Source organism: Neisseria sp. P0004.S004, assembly GCF_051963335.1.
Taxonomy (GTDB): domain Bacteria; phylum Pseudomonadota; class Gammaproteobacteria; order Burkholderiales; family Neisseriaceae; genus Neisseria.
This window is the reverse complement of the sequence record NZ_JBQCUK010000001.1, coordinates 173503-192275: the sequence shown is the minus strand read 5'-3', so window position 1 is coordinate 192275 and position 18773 is coordinate 173503. Positions and strand designations below refer to the sequence as shown.

General features: G+C 49.5%; 13 protein-coding genes. 9 read left to right on the top strand and 4 right to left on the bottom strand.

The features are described from left to right. Positions 1-177: 177 nt before the first annotated feature. Complete coding sequence (locus tag ACTHRY_RS00940; protein WP_049323101.1) at positions 178-840, bottom strand: PspA/IM30 family protein; 663 nt, start codon at positions 838-840, stop codon at positions 178-180. Between the two features lie 53 nt (positions 841-893). Beyond that, positions 894-1394 carry a hypothetical protein gene (locus tag ACTHRY_RS00935; protein WP_049323100.1) on the bottom strand — a complete coding sequence of 167 codons (501 nt, stop codon included), beginning with the start codon at positions 1392-1394 and terminating at the stop codon, positions 894-896. A gap of 182 nt (positions 1395-1576) precedes the next feature. Here ACTHRY_RS00935 and polA point away from each other — a divergent pair, with 182 nt between their 5' ends. The 7 genes from polA to ACTHRY_RS00900 all read left to right on the top strand — a co-directional run bounded on the left by polA (position 1577) and on the right by ACTHRY_RS00900 (position 12664). Beyond that, positions 1577-4369: a DNA polymerase I gene (polA, locus tag ACTHRY_RS00930; protein ID WP_049359623.1), complete on the top strand. Its 2793-nt coding sequence runs from the start codon at positions 1577-1579 to the stop codon at positions 4367-4369. Positions 4370-4378: 9 nt separating this feature from the next. After that, complete coding sequence (locus ACTHRY_RS00925) at positions 4379-5863, top strand: hypothetical protein (protein WP_440373970.1); 1485 nt, start codon at positions 4379-4381, stop codon at positions 5861-5863. 185 nt (positions 5864-6048) lie between these two features. After that, entirely contained in the window at positions 6049-7017 is a 969-nt protein-coding gene (locus tag ACTHRY_RS00920) for a tetratricopeptide repeat protein (RefSeq protein ID WP_049359628.1), read from the top strand. Between the two features lie 149 nt (positions 7018-7166). Continuing rightward, positions 7167-7652: a hypothetical protein gene (locus tag ACTHRY_RS00915; RefSeq protein WP_049359629.1), complete on the top strand. Its 486-nt coding sequence runs from the start codon at positions 7167-7169 to the stop codon at positions 7650-7652. A 227-nt stretch (positions 7653-7879) separates the two neighbouring features. Next, positions 7880-11167, top strand: coding sequence for a DUF2339 domain-containing protein (locus tag ACTHRY_RS00910; protein WP_152901086.1), 3288 nt, complete (start codon positions 7880-7882; stop codon positions 11165-11167). Positions 11168-11440: 273 nt separating this feature from the next. Next, positions 11441-11821: a putative zinc-binding protein gene (locus ACTHRY_RS00905; protein WP_049323094.1), complete on the top strand. Its 381-nt coding sequence runs from the start codon at positions 11441-11443 to the stop codon at positions 11819-11821. Between the two features lie 42 nt (positions 11822-11863). Then, entirely contained in the window at positions 11864-12664 is an 801-nt protein-coding gene (locus ACTHRY_RS00900; RefSeq protein ID WP_049323093.1) for a sulfite exporter TauE/SafE family protein, read from the top strand. Between the two features lie 68 nt (positions 12665-12732). On the opposite strand, the gene uvrD is transcribed toward ACTHRY_RS00900, so the two are convergent. Together uvrD and gap are read right to left on the bottom strand one after the other, a co-directional pair. Further along, positions 12733-14940, bottom strand: coding sequence for a DNA helicase II (gene uvrD, locus ACTHRY_RS00895; protein ID WP_049323092.1), 2208 nt, complete (start codon positions 14938-14940; stop codon positions 12733-12735). A gap of 100 nt (positions 14941-15040) precedes the next feature. Beyond that, positions 15041-16069 (bottom strand): type I glyceraldehyde-3-phosphate dehydrogenase, encoded by a 1029-nt coding sequence (gene gap, locus ACTHRY_RS00890; RefSeq protein WP_049323091.1) that lies wholly within the window; start codon positions 16067-16069, stop codon positions 15041-15043. Positions 16070-16844: 775 nt separating this feature from the next. Here gap and ACTHRY_RS00885 point away from each other — a divergent pair. After that, positions 16845-18380 carry a sodium-dependent transporter gene (locus tag ACTHRY_RS00885; protein WP_049323089.1) on the top strand — a complete coding sequence of 512 codons (1536 nt, stop codon included), beginning with the start codon at positions 16845-16847 and terminating at the stop codon, positions 18378-18380. Then, complete coding sequence (locus ACTHRY_RS00880; RefSeq protein ID WP_049323088.1) at positions 18380-18472, top strand: methionine/alanine import family NSS transporter small subunit; 93 nt, start codon at positions 18380-18382, stop codon at positions 18470-18472. The genes ACTHRY_RS00885 and ACTHRY_RS00880 overlap by 1 nt, the downstream gene beginning before the upstream one ends. Positions 18473-18773: the final 301 nt, after the last annotated feature.

Below are 18773 nucleotides of genomic sequence, written 5' to 3'. Positions count from 1 at the left end.
ATATATTTTATTTTAAAGTTAAGCCGATTGGATATGGATATTTTTATTAATTTGTTGTAACCAACTGGATTTTCCCAATCCGGCATCTTTTTGTTATTGAAGCGTGTATGGTTTTCTTTTTTCAGACGGCCCTGTGAGGATAGGGGCCGTCTGAAACCGCGATTTCCTCAATATGGCTTATGATTTCGCCTTCAACGCCGCCAATCGTTCGGCAATGCGGTTGTTGCGGCTTAAGTCTTCCAGTTCTTTCAGCTTGGCCAACTGCGCCGCATCGGTGCTGCTGTGTACCGAGTTTTGGCGACCCATCACGCGGTTGAAAGCGTTGCCGCTTTTTTCAGCATCACGGGCAATACGGTTGAGATCGCTGCCGCCTGCCGCTTTGCCTGCGCCAGCGTTCTGCTGCGCGGCGCGCCAGTCTTGCAACTGCTGCTGCATCTCGCGTTTTTTTGCCTGCAGGGCGGCGATAAAGCCTTCGAGCTCTTTTTCTTGTGCGGCACAATCGGCAATGGTGTTTTCCAAGATGGGCAGACGCGCTTCGATGTCCATTTGTTCGGCGATGCCTGCCTCAGCAAGGTCGTCGCGACCGGCATCCACGGCGGCTTGCAGGTTGGCATCGATGGCTTCGTGGCGGTTGCTCTCGTCCGCCATTTTCTTGGCGGCAAGGTGTTTCTGCGCCAACACTTTGCCTAACTCGGCACGCACTTCATCCACCGCCCGCTCGATTTCGCGGATGCTCTCGTTCATGACCGCTTCAGGTGCAAGGTTTTCCGCCGCATCAATCAGGGCATGAAAACCGCCGCTTACCAGACGGCCTACTCGGCGGGATAGGGTTTCGCTCATTTGGATTTTCCTTTCACTAAAATGTGTTTGTTTCATTTGGTATGGCGGCAGTCTTAAACTTCATTTGCCTGCTGCACAATCTTCGCCAGTTTCAAAGTGTTTTCAAGCTGTTGCAGAACGCTGTCGTCGTATGCCGCGCCTTTGCCGGTTACGGCGAGTTGCAGGATGCTGTCGGTGAGGCGGACGATGCGCCACATCAGTTCGCGTTCGTATTTTTTCAAATCGTCGAGGTCAGCTTCTTCGGGCAGGTCGGCGGCGAGCGTTGCGCCTAAATCGGGCAGTTGTTCAAACAAACGAGCCACGATATGCGAATGCGCCCCTGCCTGTTTTTCCGCGTGCAAGATTTCGTGTTTTGCCGCTTGGAAAAATTGCTCCTGCGCCGTCAGTGCGGAGCTGTAATCGCGTGTCTGCGTATGCGCCAAGCGCGCCAGCTTGAGCAATTCGCGGATTTTTTCAGACGGCGTATTCGCACCTTCGATTTTGAGTTCAGCAATAAAATCAGCATCTTCCTGGGTGATGCGCACACTAATTGGGATACGGTTCGTTGCATTCATATTCGTTTGCTTTGGTTTTGTATTCATTTGAATACAAATATACAAGATGGGATTCTGAGGCGCAATACCTGAAACCGTATATTTATGTAAACATCAGGCCGTCTGAAACTTGATTTTCGGTTTTCAGACGGCCTTTTCCTTTATAATCCGTACATTATTTTTATACACACAGCAGGTTCCCCATGTCCAACAAACCCACACTCCTTCTCGTTGACGGCTCTTCTTATCTTTACCGCGCCTATCATGCTATGGGGCAGAATTTGTCCGCGCCCGACGGTGCGCCGACTGGGGCGATGTATGGCGTGTTGAACATGCTGCGCCGGTTGAGGGCGGATTATGTGCACGACTATTGCGCGGTGGTGTTTGACGCTAAGGGTAAAAATTTCCGCCATGAAATGTTCCCCGACTATAAGGCGACGCGCCCGCCGATGCCGGACGATTTGCGCCCGCAGGCGGAAGCCTTGCCGGATTTGGTGCGCCTGATGGGCTGGCCGGTATTGGTGATTCCGCAGGTGGAAGCGGACGACGTTATCGGCACTTTGGCTAAGATGGCTAGCGAAGCAGGGTGGAACGTGGTGGTATCTACCGGCGATAAGGACATGGCGCAGTTGGTGAATGAGCGCGTGACGCTGGTGAACACGATGAGTGGCGAGACGCTGGACATTGAAGGCGTGAAGGAAAAATTCGGCGTGCGCCCCGACCAAATCCGCGATTATCTCGCGCTGATGGGCGACAAGGTGGACAATGTGCCAGGTGTGGAAAAATGTGGCCCGAAAACGGCGGTGAAGTGGCTGGAAGCCTACGGCTCGCTGGTTGGTGTAATGGAACACGCTGGCGAAGTCAAAGGCAAAGTGGGAGAAAACCTGCAAGCCGCTTTGGAACAACTGCCGCTGTCGTATGATTTGGTGACGATTAAAACCGATTTGGATTTGCACACCGAGCTTTCAGACGGCCTTGAAAGCCTGCGCCGCACTACGCCTAAATGGGCGCAGCTGGTTGTCGATTTCAAACGCTGGGGCTTCCGTACTTGGCTGAAAGAGGCGGAAAGCCGTATGCACGAAGCGCAAAACACTGATTTGTTCGGCAGCGAGCATATCGGCGAACAAGCCGCATTGGCGATGGAAACACAGCCTGAAAAACAACCCGAACTCGCCCCTGTCCCTGAAAAACTGGATTATCAAGCCGTTACCACCGAAGCGCAGTTTACCGCTTTGTTGGACAAACTGGCTCAGGCGGACAAAATCGGCATCGATACAGAAACCACGTCATTAGACGCGATGAATGCTGCGCTGGTTGGCATCAGCATCGCGTTCCAAGCAGGCGAAGCGGTTTACATCCCCGTAGGACACAGCCTGACTGCTGCACCCGAACAACTTGATTTGCAAGACGTATTAGGCCGTCTGAAACCGCATTTGGAAAATCCCGCCCTGAAAAAAATCGGGCAAAACCTCAAATACGACCAACACGTTTTCGCCAACTACGACATCGCCTTGAACAGCATTGCCGGCGATTCCATGCTCGCTTCCTACATCATCGAGAGCCACCTTGGACACGGCTTGGACGAATTGTCAGAACGCTGGCTCGGCTTGGAAACCATTACCTACGAATCGCTGTGCGGCAAAGGCGCGAAGCAAATCAGTTTTGCCGATGTTGCCATCGGGCAGGCGACCGAATACGCCGCCCAAGACGCCGATTTCGCCCTGCGTCTCGAAGCGCACCTACGCGCGCAAATGGATACCAAACAGCTTGAAATGTATGAAAAAATGGAGCTGCCCGTCGCGCAAGTATTGTTTGAAATGGAACGCAACGGCGTACAAATCGACCGTGCCGAACTCGCCCGCCAAAGCGCAGAGCTCGGCGCCGAACTGATGAAGCTCGAACAAGAAGCCTACGCCGCCGCAGGCCAGCCGTTCAACCTCAACTCGCCCAAACAGCTACAAGAAATCCTGTTCGACAAAATGGGTATCCCCACCAAAGGCCTGAAAAAAACCGCCAAAGGCGGCATTTCCACCAACGAAGCCGTGCTCGAACAGCTCGCACCCGACTACCCCCTGCCCAAAATCATCCTGCAAAACCGCAGCCTGGCAAAACTCAAATCCACTTACACCGACAAACTGCCCGAAATGATTTCCCCCAAAGACGGCCGTGTGCATACCACCTACGCCCAAGCCGTCGCCATCACCGGCCGCCTCGCCAGCAACAACCCCAACCTGCAAAACATCCCCATCCGCACCGCAGAAGGCCGCCGCGTGCGTCGCGCCTTTACCGCACCGCAAGGCAGCGTCATCGTTTCCGCCGACTATTCCCAAATCGAGCTGCGCATCATGGCGCACCTCTCCGGCGACAAAACCCTCATTACCGCGTTCCAAAACGGCGAAGACGTACACCGCCGCACCGCCGCCGAAGTGTTCGGCATCTCCCCCGAAAACGTCTCGTCCGAACAACGCCGCTACGCCAAAACCATCAACTTCGGCCTGATCTACGGCATGGGCCAATATGGCCTTGCCAAATCATTGGGCATCGACAACATCTCCGCCAAAAACTTTATCGACCGCTACTTCGCCCGCTACCCCGGCGTCGCCGAATACATGCAGCGCACCAAAGAACAAGCCGCCGCGCAAGGCTTCGTCGAAACCCTGTTCGGCCGTCGCCTCTACCTGCCCGACATCCACAACAAAAACGCCAACGCCCGCGCCGGAGCCGAACGCGCCGCCATCAACGCCCCTATGCAAGGCACCGCGTCCGACCTCATCAAACGCGCTATGATAGACGTATCCCGCTGGCTTTCATACGACCTGAAAAGCAAACTGATTATGCAGGTGCATGACGAATTGGTGTTGGAAGTACCCGAAGCCGAACTGGATTTAGTGAAAGAAAAATTGCCGCAGATTATGGCGAAAGTGGACGAAGGGATGTTGAACGTGCCGCTGGTGGCTGAGGTTGGTGTGGGTATGAATTGGGAAGAGGCTCATTGAGGAAATGGTATGTATTTCAATCGCTATGTTTTTGACTGCTATCTGCAAACTGATTCAGCAAGAGAAACTAAAAACTTCTTTGAAAATTTATCTGTATGGGTAAAAGAAGAAAAATGGAAGGAAATATACTCTTACTTATTTAAGCAAGGATATACACAGGAAATCGAAGGTGATTGGATAGAAACTATACAAAACCTATTAGAAAAATTTTCAGATTGGGAACGTGCTGAGAATATTGAGCAGGCAATTGAAAAGTTTGAAGGATTTGTTGATTCTTTTCTTGCTGAAAGTGATAAAAAGGAATGTAGGAACAAATTGGCATGGTTAGATAGAATTTCATTGTTTTTGTATCTAAAAGACCCTGAACATTATATTCCGTATTTTTTTACTAACCGGTTTTTCTTGTTGGAAAGAGTTTTCCAGTCATTTGATATACCTTTGCCAATACTGCCAAGTAAACAGAAATACCGTGATCGTTTCCTTTACTATGGAAATTTATGCCGAGATATATACGAATTTCGGAAAAAATATTCATTAGACTATATAGAATTAAATTGTTTTCTATATGATTTTTCGTTAAAAACCCTACCTGATTTTATCAATGCCGATGAATTGCCTGATGCGATCAATATTTATATCAGTGGAGGAACAAAAGAGGATACGGATCTATTAACGAAGAATGGGGAAAAATATCAAACTTTTTGGCAGGGAAATCCGCAAACGAAAATAGGGGATATTATTTTATTGTATAGTTTGTCCCCGTATAGTGGATTAACGGCTATCTTCCGCGCGGTATCTCCTACCTACTATGATCCATTTAGTAACTATCCTGAACGAGTTTGGGTAGGCTGTCCCATAGTCATTCAGACGATTCATTTATCTGAATTGAAAAATAATCCAGTTTGGAAAGAAAAAGGTTTGGTTAAAGCCAATATGCAAGGAGTGAATGGAAGGGAATGTACATCAGATGAATACAATGCAATCATAGAGATATTAAAATCTAAAAACTTTGATGTTTCTATACTGCCAAAATTACCATTTTTGGACGAGCCTGATTTTGGCAATTTAAGTAATGAGCGGGATGTAGAAATTACTTTACTTGAACCGTTGTTGAAACAATTAGGGTTTGATGAAGATGATTGGCTAAGGCAGATGACTTTAAGAATGGGGCGTAATGATCGTGTTTTTCCTGATTATGCCCTATTTGCAAATGATCGACGTGGAGAAGAGAGTGCCCGATTTATTTGGGAAGCCAAATATCGTATTGCTAATGAAAGACAGTTAAAAGATGCCTTCCTGCAGGCGAAGTCTTATGCTTTGCGTTTGGGGTGTGATGGCTTTGGCTTGGTTGCGCTTGAAGGGGTATGGATTTCAACTCGGCAAGATGACTTTAAGTGGGAGCGATTGCATAAGTTTTCTTGGAGTTCATTGAAACAAAAAGAAAATTTTTCAAGATTAAGAAAATTTTTCAAGATTGACAGGATTGGCAGATAAACGTGTATTGATTAAGTAGTCGTAGGTTGAATTCAAAACATATCCAAGGTCGTCTGAAAACCTTTCAAGGTTTTCAGACGACGTTATATTCAGCATTACTAGATTTTAAGAATTTGATTTATGGGTGTAATTAAAAAATAGTTATGGTATCGAAAATAAAAAATGAATAAGACTGGGAATATAAGATGAAATTGTTACTCGCTTGTTTTTTAATAGCTGTCGTGATTTTTCTTTTTAGGCTTATGCGACGGAGTACGGTTAAGGAATATGCTCCTGTCCAGACTTCTGATCCTATTCAAGCTATTACTCAGTTGGCAGAAGAAGGAAATGTCCAGGCTCAATATGAATTAGCCGGGTTATGTTGTAATAAAGAGCCTAAAGATTATCGAAAGGCAGTGCATTGGTATATGAAGGCGGCAGAGCAGGGGCATCTTGATGCGCAATGCCTTTTGATAAAGGAGTATTCTAGTTTTTTGACTAACAGGGACTATGAGCAGTTGAAACAGTGGCTGTATGTGAAGGCAGAGGAGGGTATTGTTCAAGCCAAATTCTATTTGGGTGAGCTGTATTTCCAACTGTCAGATTATGAACAGGCATTGTATTGGTATCGTTTGGCTGGTAATCAGGGATATGGCCCTGCTGATTGCCAAATAGGAACAATGTACGAGTATGGAATAGGTGTTCCTCAAGACTATAAACAGGCAGAAGAATGGTTTATTAAAGGCGGGCCATATGGCGATGCTCAGTGGCATCTGTTGACGATGTATGAGCATATGGCAAATGAAGGAGATATAGAGGCTCAATACAAATTGGGTTTGCAGTATCGATACGGTGGAAGTGTAGATCAATGGGATCCTTCTTTTGGTATTGATTATAAGCAGGCACTGTCTTTATTTCGTAAATTGGCGGAACAAGGGCATGCCGATGCTCAGTTTGAATTGGCTCAGATGTACAATGATGGAGTAGGCGTGACGCAAAATGATGTATTGGCGATTTATTGGTATCGTAAAGCGGCAGAGCAGGGAGTTGCATCGGCTCAGTTTCGTTTGGGCATTAAGTATAAACTTGGCCAAGGTTTTCAACAGGATGAAACGCTGGCTCAGGAATGGTTTGAGAAGGCTTATAGCAACGGGTATCCTCGTGAAGAGTCTTAAGGTTCAATAAGTAGTTGCTCAAGTAACCTGACAATAATATTAGGCCGTCTGAAAATCCCTAAATATTTTCAGACGGCCTTTTTCTATTTTTTCCATTTCCTGTATTATTCATATTGATTTAAACACTCTTTCTTGAAAGGTCAAAAATAATGTCGCTCACTTTAAAATCTGTTCTGACCGCCGGTTTGCTCCTTCTTGGATTCCAAGCTGTAGCCCAAGATATTCCGCAAGCGTTTCAAGGTAAATGGGCCGGGCATTATGAAGGGAAAGTATCGCCCAAACATGTAAGGGCTTTATGTGCCATGGGTTATGATGAAAACGCTGCTATGGATAATGTCGATGTGTCGGAAGATAGCGGCTTTTATATTGAAATAGGTAAAAAATCAATTGAATTAAAGGGTTGGGAATGGGGTGAGAAATATACGAAACTGAATTATCGAATTTATTCGCCCGATAAAATCGCAGGTACGGCACGCGTTCGGGAAGAGGAGCCGGAGCAAGGTACGCAGATTTATAACGATAATTTTGAGTTTTCTTTAAACCGAGGCGTGCTGACGCAAAGATTCCGTGATTACTCGACGGACGGCTCAGGCAAAAAAGTTTGGCGGACGCGTACGCTGATGCGTTGCAAATAATATTCGGTAAATCATTGCTTATCTGTTGATGTATTCATGATACATAAAGAAAACATGCTTAAGGCCGTCTGAAAATCCTTAAACATTTTCAGACGGCCTTTTTATGCCGATTCTTTATCTTCTATTTGCCGTATGCTTTTATTCTCGGCCTTTTGTCTCTTTTTTTCATGAATAATGTTGCCGGTGTTACAATCGGCATATTCTTATTGTTATCAAACAGGTGTTTCATGCAGTTTTTTGGCCTGCTTATTCCTATTATGATCGGCTATTTTCTTGATGAGATGGCCACGGGCGTGATTATTGGGTCGTTGTTTTGGCTGGTTGCTTGGTCGATTGCCAAACAGCGTCAAGAAGAGCGTTTGGCTGAATCTGCTACGGCAGGCGACAGGATGCAGAAGCTGGAGCAGGAAGTCGAGCTGCTGAAACGGCGTTTGTCGGTGTTGGAGCATGAGGCTGTCCGTGATGAGGCGAAGGTAGGGCAGGGGCTTGAGGCTCGGGCTGTTGCCGATGTTCAGACGGCCTCTGAGCCGCTTCATGTTCGGATTGAGCCTGAGGCGGAAGCTGCGCCTGTTAAGCAGAAGATTGAAGAGGCGTTTGCTCCTTCTTTTTCTATACCTATTAATCCTGTTTCTGCCAAGGCTGCTGCTTCGTCTGAGCCTGTTGCGGAAGAAGTTGTCGGGGCGGTTGCTCCGGTTGTTGCTGAACAAGCAGGGCTGCCTAAGGAAGAGGCTGTTATTGCTTCGATGCCGTCTGAAAAAGAAGAAGCGCCATCGCGTCAATTCGTTATCCATAAAGATAAGGTGGAAGGCGGAGAGTACAAGTTTTCCGACAATCCGATGGTTGCTTGGTTCTTGCGCGGTAATCCGCTGTTGAAAACCGGTATTGTGGTGTTGTTCCTCGGCTTGGCGTTCCTCTTGCGCTATGCCTCCGAGCGGGTTCATGTGCCGGTGGAGCTGCGTTATCTGACTGTGGCAGGCGCGGGTTTGGCGGCGGTGGTCGGCGGCTGGAAGCTGCAAAGCCGTAAGCGTGAATATGGCTTGGTGTTGCAGGGTTTCGGCGTGGCGGTGATGTATTTGACGGCGTTGGCGGCGTTGAAACTGCATCCGCTGCTGCCTGTGTCGGTCGTGTTCGGGCTGATGGTGGCGATGGTTGTGCTGATGGCGTGGCTGGCGGTAAGGCAGAATGCGCAAATTATGGCGCAGGTTGCTTTAATCGGCGGTATGGCCGCGCCTTTGCTGACTTCAGACGGCAGCGGCAATTATTTGGTGCTGTTTTCTTATCTTGCCCTGCTCAACGGCGGTGTGGCCGCGATTGCGTGGTTTAAGGCATGGCGTCCGCTGAACCTGACGGGTTTTGTCGCTACTTTTGCCATTGCCGCGCTGTGGGGCATGCGAAGTTATACGCCGCAACATTTCGCCACTACCGAGCCTTTCCTGATTTACCACTGGCTACTCTATACCTTTATCGCGTATCTGTTCGCACGCCGTAAGTTGACGGAAAACAGCGAAGACAGCGTTACGCCGATTGCCGACAATGCGACTTTGGAAGAAATCGGCAAGAGTATTTATACACACGGCCTGCGCGTGCATGTCCTCGACCATACTTTATTGTTTGGCACGATGGCGGCGGCGTTCGGCCTGCAATACCGCATGGTGGAGCATTGGCCGTCTGCGGATGCGCTTTCCGCATTGGGTTTTGCCGCTGTTTACGCACTGGCCGCGCTGCTGCTGAAACGTCAGCAGGGGCTGTATATTTTGCGTCAGGCATTTTTTGCGTTGGCGGTGTTGTTCCTCACGATTGCCGTTCCGCTTTATTTTGAACCAAGCAATACAGTTATTTTGTGGAGTGCCGAATCCGCACTGGTTTATTTCTTCGGTTTGCGCCAACAGCGTCCGCATATCCGTTTGGGTGCGCTGATGGTTTATCTCTTGGCGGCACTGATTCAGCTGGGCAATTATCAGAACTTCGGCACCGATACCGTTCTGGAAGGACAGTGGTTTACGACGGTCGTGGTGTTGCTTGGCGGAGCAGCGATTTACTTGCTGTGGTATTTCTCGCGTCGCGAAGGTTCGGCGCAATGGGAAAAATCCGTTCAGACGGCCGTGTTGTCTGCCGCCTTGCTGTACATCTCTATTTTGCCTTTGCTTTTCTTGGCCGACCAAGGCAGCATTGTCGCTCTCTCCGCTTTGGCGGCGGCGTGGGCATTCTGCCGGCGCAAACATGAGCCGAATGTGTTTATCACATTTGCCTTGGGCAATGTATTGTTCGCCCTGTTGCTGCAATCCGGCATTATTTATGAATCCCAAGGCTTCCTGAGCCATCTGTACCTTATTGCCGCTACGCCTTTGCTGTTTGCGGCTGCCTACGCGCTGCAATATCCGCGCGTGCCGGTTGCAAGTGAAAAGCCGGAAGGAAACGAGGTTTACTTTGCGCAGGTTTCAGGCTGGATCATCCTGCTTACAGCGTTGGCAACAGGCAGCTACGCCCTTTATATGCAATGGACAGGCGAGGAAACCCTGTTTATCGAGTTGTGGATGTGGCCGATATTTGCCGGCTTGCTGCTGTTTGCCAAACGTTTGAAATGGGAAGAATTGCTGCAGGCAAACTTGGCATTCCTGCCCGTGTTTGCCCTGCATTTTGTCTTCTACCATACCGAACACGCATGGACAGCCGCCGCAGCCTTGCCGCTTGCCGCCGCTACCGTGTTGAACTTCATCATTCTGAACAATTATCCGCGCCCTGATCTGATTTGGCTGCACAAACTCAATATCACAATACTCGGCATACTTTGGACGCTTTGGACGGCGCTGTATGTCGGCGGCCTCCTCTCCGGCGTTTGGACTCAGCTTTCATGGCTGGTCGTGCCTTTGGCAATGTGGATTGTTTTCCATACGCAGCGCCAACGCGCATTTTTCAGACGGCATCAAGCCATTTATCAGCATTTTGCTATGCCGTTGTGCGCCCTTGCCGCCGCCTGTTGGATGCTGTGGACCAACTTCTCCACGCCGTTCCAACCTTCGCCGTTGCCGTATATTCCCGTGCTTAATCCGGTGGAACTTGCCAGCGCCGGTATGCTTTGGTTTGCCCTGAAATCCCTGCCCGAAGCCTTGCCGCCCGAGCTTCGCCGTACCACGGCAACCACAGTTTCCGCCTTGGCATTTATGCTGATCAGCGCAGGCGTGATGCGCGTATGGCATTTCTACGACGGCATTACTTGGCGTCTCGACATCATGCTCCAATCCTTCGGCCTGCAAGCCAGCCTCTCCGTCGTTTGGGCAGTAACCGCCATCATCTTGATGGTACTCGGCAACCGCCGCAAACAGCGTTCCTACTGGATGACAGGCGCGACGCTGATGGGCATCGTGGTCGTCAAACTCTTCCTGATCGAGCTTTCCAACAGCGGCGGTATTGCGCGCATCGTCTCCTTCATCATCGTCGGCTTGCTGTTGCTTCTGGTCGGCTGGTTTGCCCCCGTTCCGCCCAAAGCAGAGAATGATGGCGAACCTAAAGCCTAATCATTAACTTCAAATAAAAAGGCCGTCTGAAAAAGCAGCGTTATCTGTTTTCAGACGGCCTTTATTTTTTAGAAGGTGCCATCTGCTTTGTTCTGGAATGACTAATCGTATTGAGTTATGATGCCTTTTAATATATAAATGGATAAGCCGTAGGCCGTCTGAAAAAAGCAAACGGGTGCAACCCGAATATCCGCATACCACGCATAATGCGCCCGACAGACTGACCATGGGCGGACACATAAAGATAAAAACCGCTACCGAAGGAAATAGAAAATGCCTAACCGCAATGAGCTTCCCTTACTTTATTCTTGTTCCGGATGTTCCTATGTGGCGCAGCTGGCCAACAACACAGCCGTAGCGCTCGACCATGCCGGAGAATTTGAAATGTCGTGCATTTCCGGCGTGGGCGGCAAAGTCGCGCCGTTGGTACGCAAAGCGCAGTCCGGACGGCCGATGTTGGTTATTGACGGCTGTCATCTGCATTGCGCCAAATCGTGTTTGGAAAATGTGGGCGTCGAAATCCCGGAAGGGCATCATGTAAAACTATACGAACTGGGCTACAAAAAACGCTTTGGCAAAAGCTATGACGAGGCTACGGTAGAAGAAGTTTATCAATATGTTTTGACGAAGAAGGGCGATGTATTGAGCAGTTAACGATCTTTAATAACAAAAAATTTAATCAAGAGGAAACAATCCATGGAACAATTATTTATTCCCGGCAGTATTATTGCCGATTATTTTTATATCGGCCTTTTCCTGCTGGTTGCCGCGTCTTTGATTGCGGGCTATGTCGATGCTATTGCGGGCGGAGCAGGGCTGATTTTGATTCCTGCATTTTTGATGGTAGGTTTACCACCTCAGGTCGCGTTGGCACAGGAAAAATTGGTGAGTACCATCGGTACGGTGGCTGCGATTAAAAATTTTATGAAGAGCAGTTCGATCGTATGGCATATTGTGCCGGTTGGCATTGTTGCGGCTTTAATTGGGGCATTTGTCGGTGCAAAAGTCATTTTGATTCTTCCGGTGGAAACCATCAATTACATTATTCTTGCGTTTTTGCCCATAGGCTTGTTGGCAACTTTGTTTAAAGGTGTTTTGCTGAAAAAAGAAGACGAGCGTGGTGAAATAAAAAAATCCGTTATTGCCGTATTTTTAACTTGTCTGATTGTTGGTTTTTATGACGGTTTTTTTGGCCCGGGTACAGGTAGTATTTTCATCATTGCTTTGTTTGTCATTAACAAATTGTCGTTGTTGCAGGCTTCGGCTACTTCCAAGATTTTCAATTTTGCTTCTAACATCGGGGCATTTGTTGCCTTCTTGATAGCAGGGAAAATGGCGTTCCTAATCGGAATCCCGATGATTTTGGCAAATTTGTTGGGCAACCATTTTGGCAGCCTCCATGCTATTAATTCAAACGGAGAAGTTATTCGTAAGGTTTTGGTTGTAACGGTTTTGCTGATTATCGTTTCAATGGCATATAAGGCTTTTTCGGCTTAATAGATAGATGTTAAAAGGCCGTCTGAAAATTTTTCAGACGGCCTTTATCATTCCAAGTCTTCTAATTTCTAAATCTCCTCCAATTTTGCAAACTTGGTGTCCAGCTCTTTTACGCCCTGTTTGCCGAAGTTGATGGTCAGTCGGGCGGATTCGCCTTTGTCCACGGCATCGATGATGACGCCGGTGCCGAATTTGGCGTGGCGGACGTTTTGGCCGATGCGGAAGCCTGCGTAGGTTTGCGGCTGTTTGTAGTCATCGATGATTTTGTCTTTGGATGCGACGGTTTGGCGCGGGCTGCCGTAGCTGTCGTAGGCGGTTTTTTTGACGGACAGGTAGTGCAATACTTCGGGCGGGATTTCTTCGACGAAGCGGGAGACGATGCCGAATTGGGTTTGTCCGTGCAGCATGCGTTGTTGCGCCATGGTGATGTAGAGGCGTTTGCGGGCGCGGGTGATGGCGACGTACATGAGGCGGCGTTCTTCTTCGAGGCCGCCGCGTTCGGCAAGGCTCATTTCGCTGGGAAAGCGGCCTTCTTCCATGCCGGTGAGGAAAACGGCGTTAAATTCCAAGCCTTTGGAGGCGTGGACGGTCATCAGTTGGACGGCTTTTTCACCTGCGCCTGCTTGGTTTTCGCCGGATTCGAGGGCGGCGTTGCTGAGGAAGGCAAGGATGGGGAAGGCGGGGTCGTCTGAAATGTTGTCGGGCAGGGTTTCAAAGTTGCTGTCTTCGGGTTTGAACTCGATGGCGGCGTTGACGAGTTCGTCGAGGTTGTCGAGGCGGTCTTGGTTGTCGCCTTTTTGGGTTCGGTAGTGTTCGGTCAGACCGCTGTCTTTGAGGATGCCGACGATGATTTCGGACAGGGGCATTTGTCCGACTTGGTTGCGCAGGGCTTCAATCAGGCGGACGAAGGCGGCGATTTTGGTGGCTTTTGCGCCGGCATTGCAGGCTGCCTGCCAAAGGGTGATGCCTTGTTCGTTTGAGGCCGTCTGAAGGTTTTCGATGGTGCGTGCGCCGATACCGCGCGGTGGGAAGTTGATGACGCGCAAGAGGGCGTTGTCGTCGTCGGGATTGACGGCAAGGCGCAGGTAGGCGAGGGCGTGTTTGATTTCTTGGCGTTCGTAAAAGCGCAGGCCGCCGTAGATTTTGTAGGGGATGCCGCTGCGGAACAGGCTTTGTTCGATGACGCGCGATTGGGCGTTGCTGCGGTAGAGGACGGCGATTTCGTCCAAATCCCAGCCTTCGAGTTCGAGGGCTTTGGTTTCGTCCACGATGAATTGGGCTTCTTCGAGGTCGGTAAAGGCGGAGTAGTAGCGGATTTTGTCGCCTGCTTCGGCGTCGGTGCGCAGGTTTTTGCCGAGGCGTTCGTCGTTGTTTTCGATGACGGCGTTGGCGGCGGCGAGGATGTTGCCGACGGAGCGGTAGTTTTGTTCGAGTTTGACGGGTGCGTCGATGTGGAATTCTTCCATCAGCGCGGTCATGTTGCCGACGTGCGCGCCGCGGAACCGGTAGATGCTTTGGTCGTCGTCGCCGACGGCAAATACTGCTGTGTTGTTGCCGGCAATCAGTTTCAGCCAGGCGTATTGCAGTTTGTTGGTGTCTTGGAACTCGTCGACCAGAATGTGGTTGAAGCGGTTTTGGTAGTGTTGGCGCAGGATTTCGTTGTTTTGCAGCATTTCGTAGCTGCGCAGCATGAGTTCGGCAAAATCGACCACGCCTTCGCGTTGGCAGATTTTGTCGTATTCGGCGTAGCACTCAATCATGCGGCGTGTGTGCGGATCGGGCGCGCTCAAGACGGAAGCGCGCAAACCGGATTCTTTTTGCGCGTTGATAAAGCCTTGCAGCGAACGCGGCGCGATGATTTCTTCGGCGATGTTGAGGCTTTTGAGCAGGCGTTTGATCAGGGAAAGCTGGTCGCCGCTGTCGAGGATTTGGAAGGAGGAGGGCAGGCCGGCATCGCGGTGGTGCAGGCGCAAAAAGCGGTGGCAGAGACCGTGGAACGTGCCGAGCCACATGGCGCGGACGTTGACGGGAATCATCGCGCCGAGTCGGGTTTGCATTTCTTTGGCGGCTTTGTTGGTAAACGTTACCGCCATAATGCTGTGTACGCTGGCCTGACCGCTTTGCAAAAGCCATGCGATGCGCGTGGTCAGTACGCGCGTCTTGCCGCTGCCCGCGCCCGCCAGCACAAGGGCGGATTGCGGCGGCCAGGTTACGGCGGAGAGTTGTTCGGGGTTTAAGCCTTGCAGGAGGTTGGGGGCGGATTCGTTGGAAAACATGAAGAGGACGTCTGAAAATAAATGGGAATGCAATATTTTAAAGGAAATACAAAAGGCCGTCTGAAAAGATGTTTCAGACGGCCTTTGCGTTGGAAGCCGATTAGAACGGACGTACTTCCAAACCGAACATACGGCGTGCGGTGTTCAGCATTTGGCAGCTGAAGCCCCACTCGTTGTCGTACCATGCGAACACTTTAACCATTTTGCCTTCGGTTACTTTGGTCAGCGTAGAGTCGAATGTGCTGGCTTGGGTAGTGTGGTTGAAGTCCATAGAAACCAGCGGCAGGGTGTTGTAACCCAAAACGCCTTTCAGACGGCCTTCTTCGGAAGCGGCTTTCATCAGCGCGTTGATTTCTTCGACAGAAGTCTCGCGGCTTGCTTGGAAGCTCAGGTCAACCAGGGAAACGTTGACGGTCGGTACGCGGATGGCGAGGCCGTCGAGTTTGCCTTTCAGGGCAGGCAATACCAAGCCGACGGCTTTTGCCGCGCCGGTTTTGGTCGGAATCATGTTTTCCACGCCGCTACGAGCACGGCGCAGGTCTTTGTGGCGTACGTCGGTGACGGTTTGGTCGTTGGTCAGCGCGTGGATGGTGGTCATCACGCCGTTTACGATGCCGATGTTTTCGTTCAACACTTTGGCCACGGGCGCCAGGCAGTTGGTGGTACAGGACGCATTGGAGATAACGGTCATGTCGACGGTAATCACGTCGTCGTTTACGCCGTAAACGATGGTTGCGTCAACGTCATCGCCGCCGGGAGCGGAAATCAGCACTTTTTTCGCGCCGCTTTCCAAGTGGATTTTGGCTTTCTCTTTGCTGGTGAACGCGCCGGTACATTCCATGACCAAGTCAACGCCCAATTCGCCCCATGGCAATTCGGCAGGATTGCGGGTGGAGAAGTAAGGGATTTTTTTACCGTTGATGATGAGGTGTTTTTCATCATGGGAAACATCGGCGTCAAAGCGGCCGTGAACAGTGTCAAATTTGGTCAGGTGGGCGTTGGTCTCGATGCTGCCGCTGGCGTTGATGGCAACGATGTCGAGTTGGTCTTGCAGTTTGTAGTCGAAAATAGCGCGCACTACTTGGCGGCCGATGCGGCCATAACCGTTGATGGCAACTTTGATACCCATGGCTTTTCCTCTTCTTTTGGGTTTGGGTTGTGGATTGAATGGCGGCAATTATAGCAAAATTGTAGTGCTGTGTAATTAATGTTTTATTGAAATTTTTTGATTCGATTATTTTTAATTGTAGATGATTAGAGTAGAAATACGGGTTTAAAATTGATTTTATTTTGGATTTTTTGTTATTTTATTTTTTATTCATTTTATTTTTAATATTTTATGCTTATTTTAAATGATGGTGATGAAGAGTGTAGAAAAAGGCGGATTGTTTTTGTTTATATTAAACGGAATTTTGGAGCGGTTTCTTGATTACAACATGCAACAGTGAAATTTTCAGACGGCCCGGATTGGACGGAGGGAAACAGGCCGTCTGAAACATTTTGATGACGGGGGATTTGAATGCGTTGGGTTGCCGCTTTTCCTTACGGGATAAGGGAAAGGCGGTTTGCGGCAAGGGCGGTTGTCAGTGTGAAGAGGAGGAAAAAACGGGGCTTGGGTGTTGCGTTTGGTTTGTATATAAAGAAGTGTATGAAGATTTTAGTCGTAGTGCATGAAGATTTTCCTTGCGATTTTAATGCAATACTGACTTGCCAACAGTGTTAAATTTTTTTACGATAAGGTCAGATTATGTTTGCATGGCCATAAGCGGTGCATTCTTTAAATACCGGATATTATCCTTGTCCGAATATCTATTTTAACCGGCCGCTTTGTCCGGCCTGATTTCTAAATATATACGCGCAAGGCCGGGAGGCCTTGACGACACTCGATTTTTAAGAGGTTCATTGTGTCAAATTCTCAATCCAGCGAACGCGCGACGTTTAGCAGTCGCCGTGCCTTTATGTTTGCCGCCATCGGCTCGGCCGTGGGCTTAGGCAACATTTGGCGTTTCCCTTACATCGCCTTCGACAACGGCGGCGGTGCTTTCGTCCTCCCTTATTTGGTTGCGCTGTTGACGGCAGGTATTCCGCTGTTGCTGCTCGACTATGCCATCGGCCACCGTTACCGCGGTTCGCCTCCTTTGGCTTTCCGCCGCCTTGGCCGTTGGTTTGAGCCGGTGGGTTGGTGGAACTTCCTGACCAACGTCATCATCTGTATCTACTACGCCGTGATTGTCGGTTGGGCGGCAAGCTATGCCTATTATTCATTTACTTCTGCATGGGGTGCGGATCCGCAGGCATTCTTCTTCAAAGACTTCCTGCAAATGGCCGATGCCAAAGACTTGGGCTTGGACTTTGTCGGCAAAGTGGCCGGCCCGCTGATTGCCGTGTGGGTGTTTACGCTGGCGATTATGGCTTTGGGCGTGCAAAAAGGCGTGGCCGGTGCGTCCACATTCTTCATGCCGTTGTTGGTGGTGATGTTTGTCATCATGGTGGGCATTGCGCTGACTCTGCCGGGTGCGGCAAAAGGTTTGGACGCTTTGTTTACGCCTGACTGGAGCCGTTTGGCGGATCCGAAAGTCTGGGTAGCCGCATACGGTCAAATTTTCTTCTCGCTCTCCATCTGCTTCGGCATCATGATTACTTATTCTTCTTACCTGAAGAAAAAAACCGACTTGGGCGGCACAGGCTTGGTTGTCGGCTTTGCCAACAGCAGCTTTGAGTTGCTCGCCGGTATCGGCGTATTTGCCGCATTGGGCTTTATGGCTCAAGCCGCAGGCAAAGAAGTCAGCGAAGTGGCATCCAGCGGTATCGGTTTGGCGTTTATCGCGTTCCCGACAATCATCAACCAAGCGCCAATGGGTGCATTGATCGGCGTGTTGTTCTTCGGCTCGCTGGTGTTTGCGGGTGTAACTTCCATGATTTCCATCGTTGAAGTGATTGTGGCCGCGATTCAAGACAAAATGAACATCGGCCGTGTCAGCGCGACGATGATTGCAGGCGTTCCCATGGCGATTGTTTCCACCTTGCTGTTCGGTACGACCACCGGCCTGCCTGTGTTGGACGTATTGGACAAATTCATCAATACTTACGGCATTGTGGCTGCCGGTTTTGTTTACGTTTTGGCGATTGTTTTGTTGCGCAAGCTGCCCGAACTGCGCAATCACTTGAACGCGCTGTCTTCCATCCGTGTCGGCAAAGTGTGGACCGCCAGCGTGGTGGTTACCGTCGCCATGCTCGGCTATATGCTTTATCAGGATACTGCCGGCCTCTTAAAAGAGAATTACAGCGGCTATCCTGACAGCTTCCTCAATATCTTCGGTTGGGGCATGGTAGGCGCCATCCTCATATTGTCGGTCTTGCTGTCGTTCTTGCCGTGGAAACACGGTCAGGGCTTCAACGTCAAAGACGAACATGAACACGAACGTGAAGGAGACGAATAATGAGTATTTCAGCCATTATTATGATGCTTGTCGCATTGATCGTCATTTGGGGCGGATTCATCGTCTCCGTCCTGCGCCTGCCTAAAGAATAAGGCTTGAGCAAATGAAAAGGCCGTCTGAAAGTCATTTTTCAGACGGCCTTTTTGTTACATAGCAAGGGGACGGAAGAGGGGAAATCATCTTGGTGGATGGCATGGGCAAGATTTTTAATAATAGATGGCCGGGTATGATGTATAAATTATATCTATTTGTTTTAAAAGGATTTAAATCCAATTATCGTGTTAATAAACCGTTGTTCCCTTCAATCTTTGCCCGCTGTTTTCTTTGTTCTAGAATAGAGTCCGCAATGCCTTTTATGAGGCATTAGGTACAGTATCCGTTTATTTGTTAAGG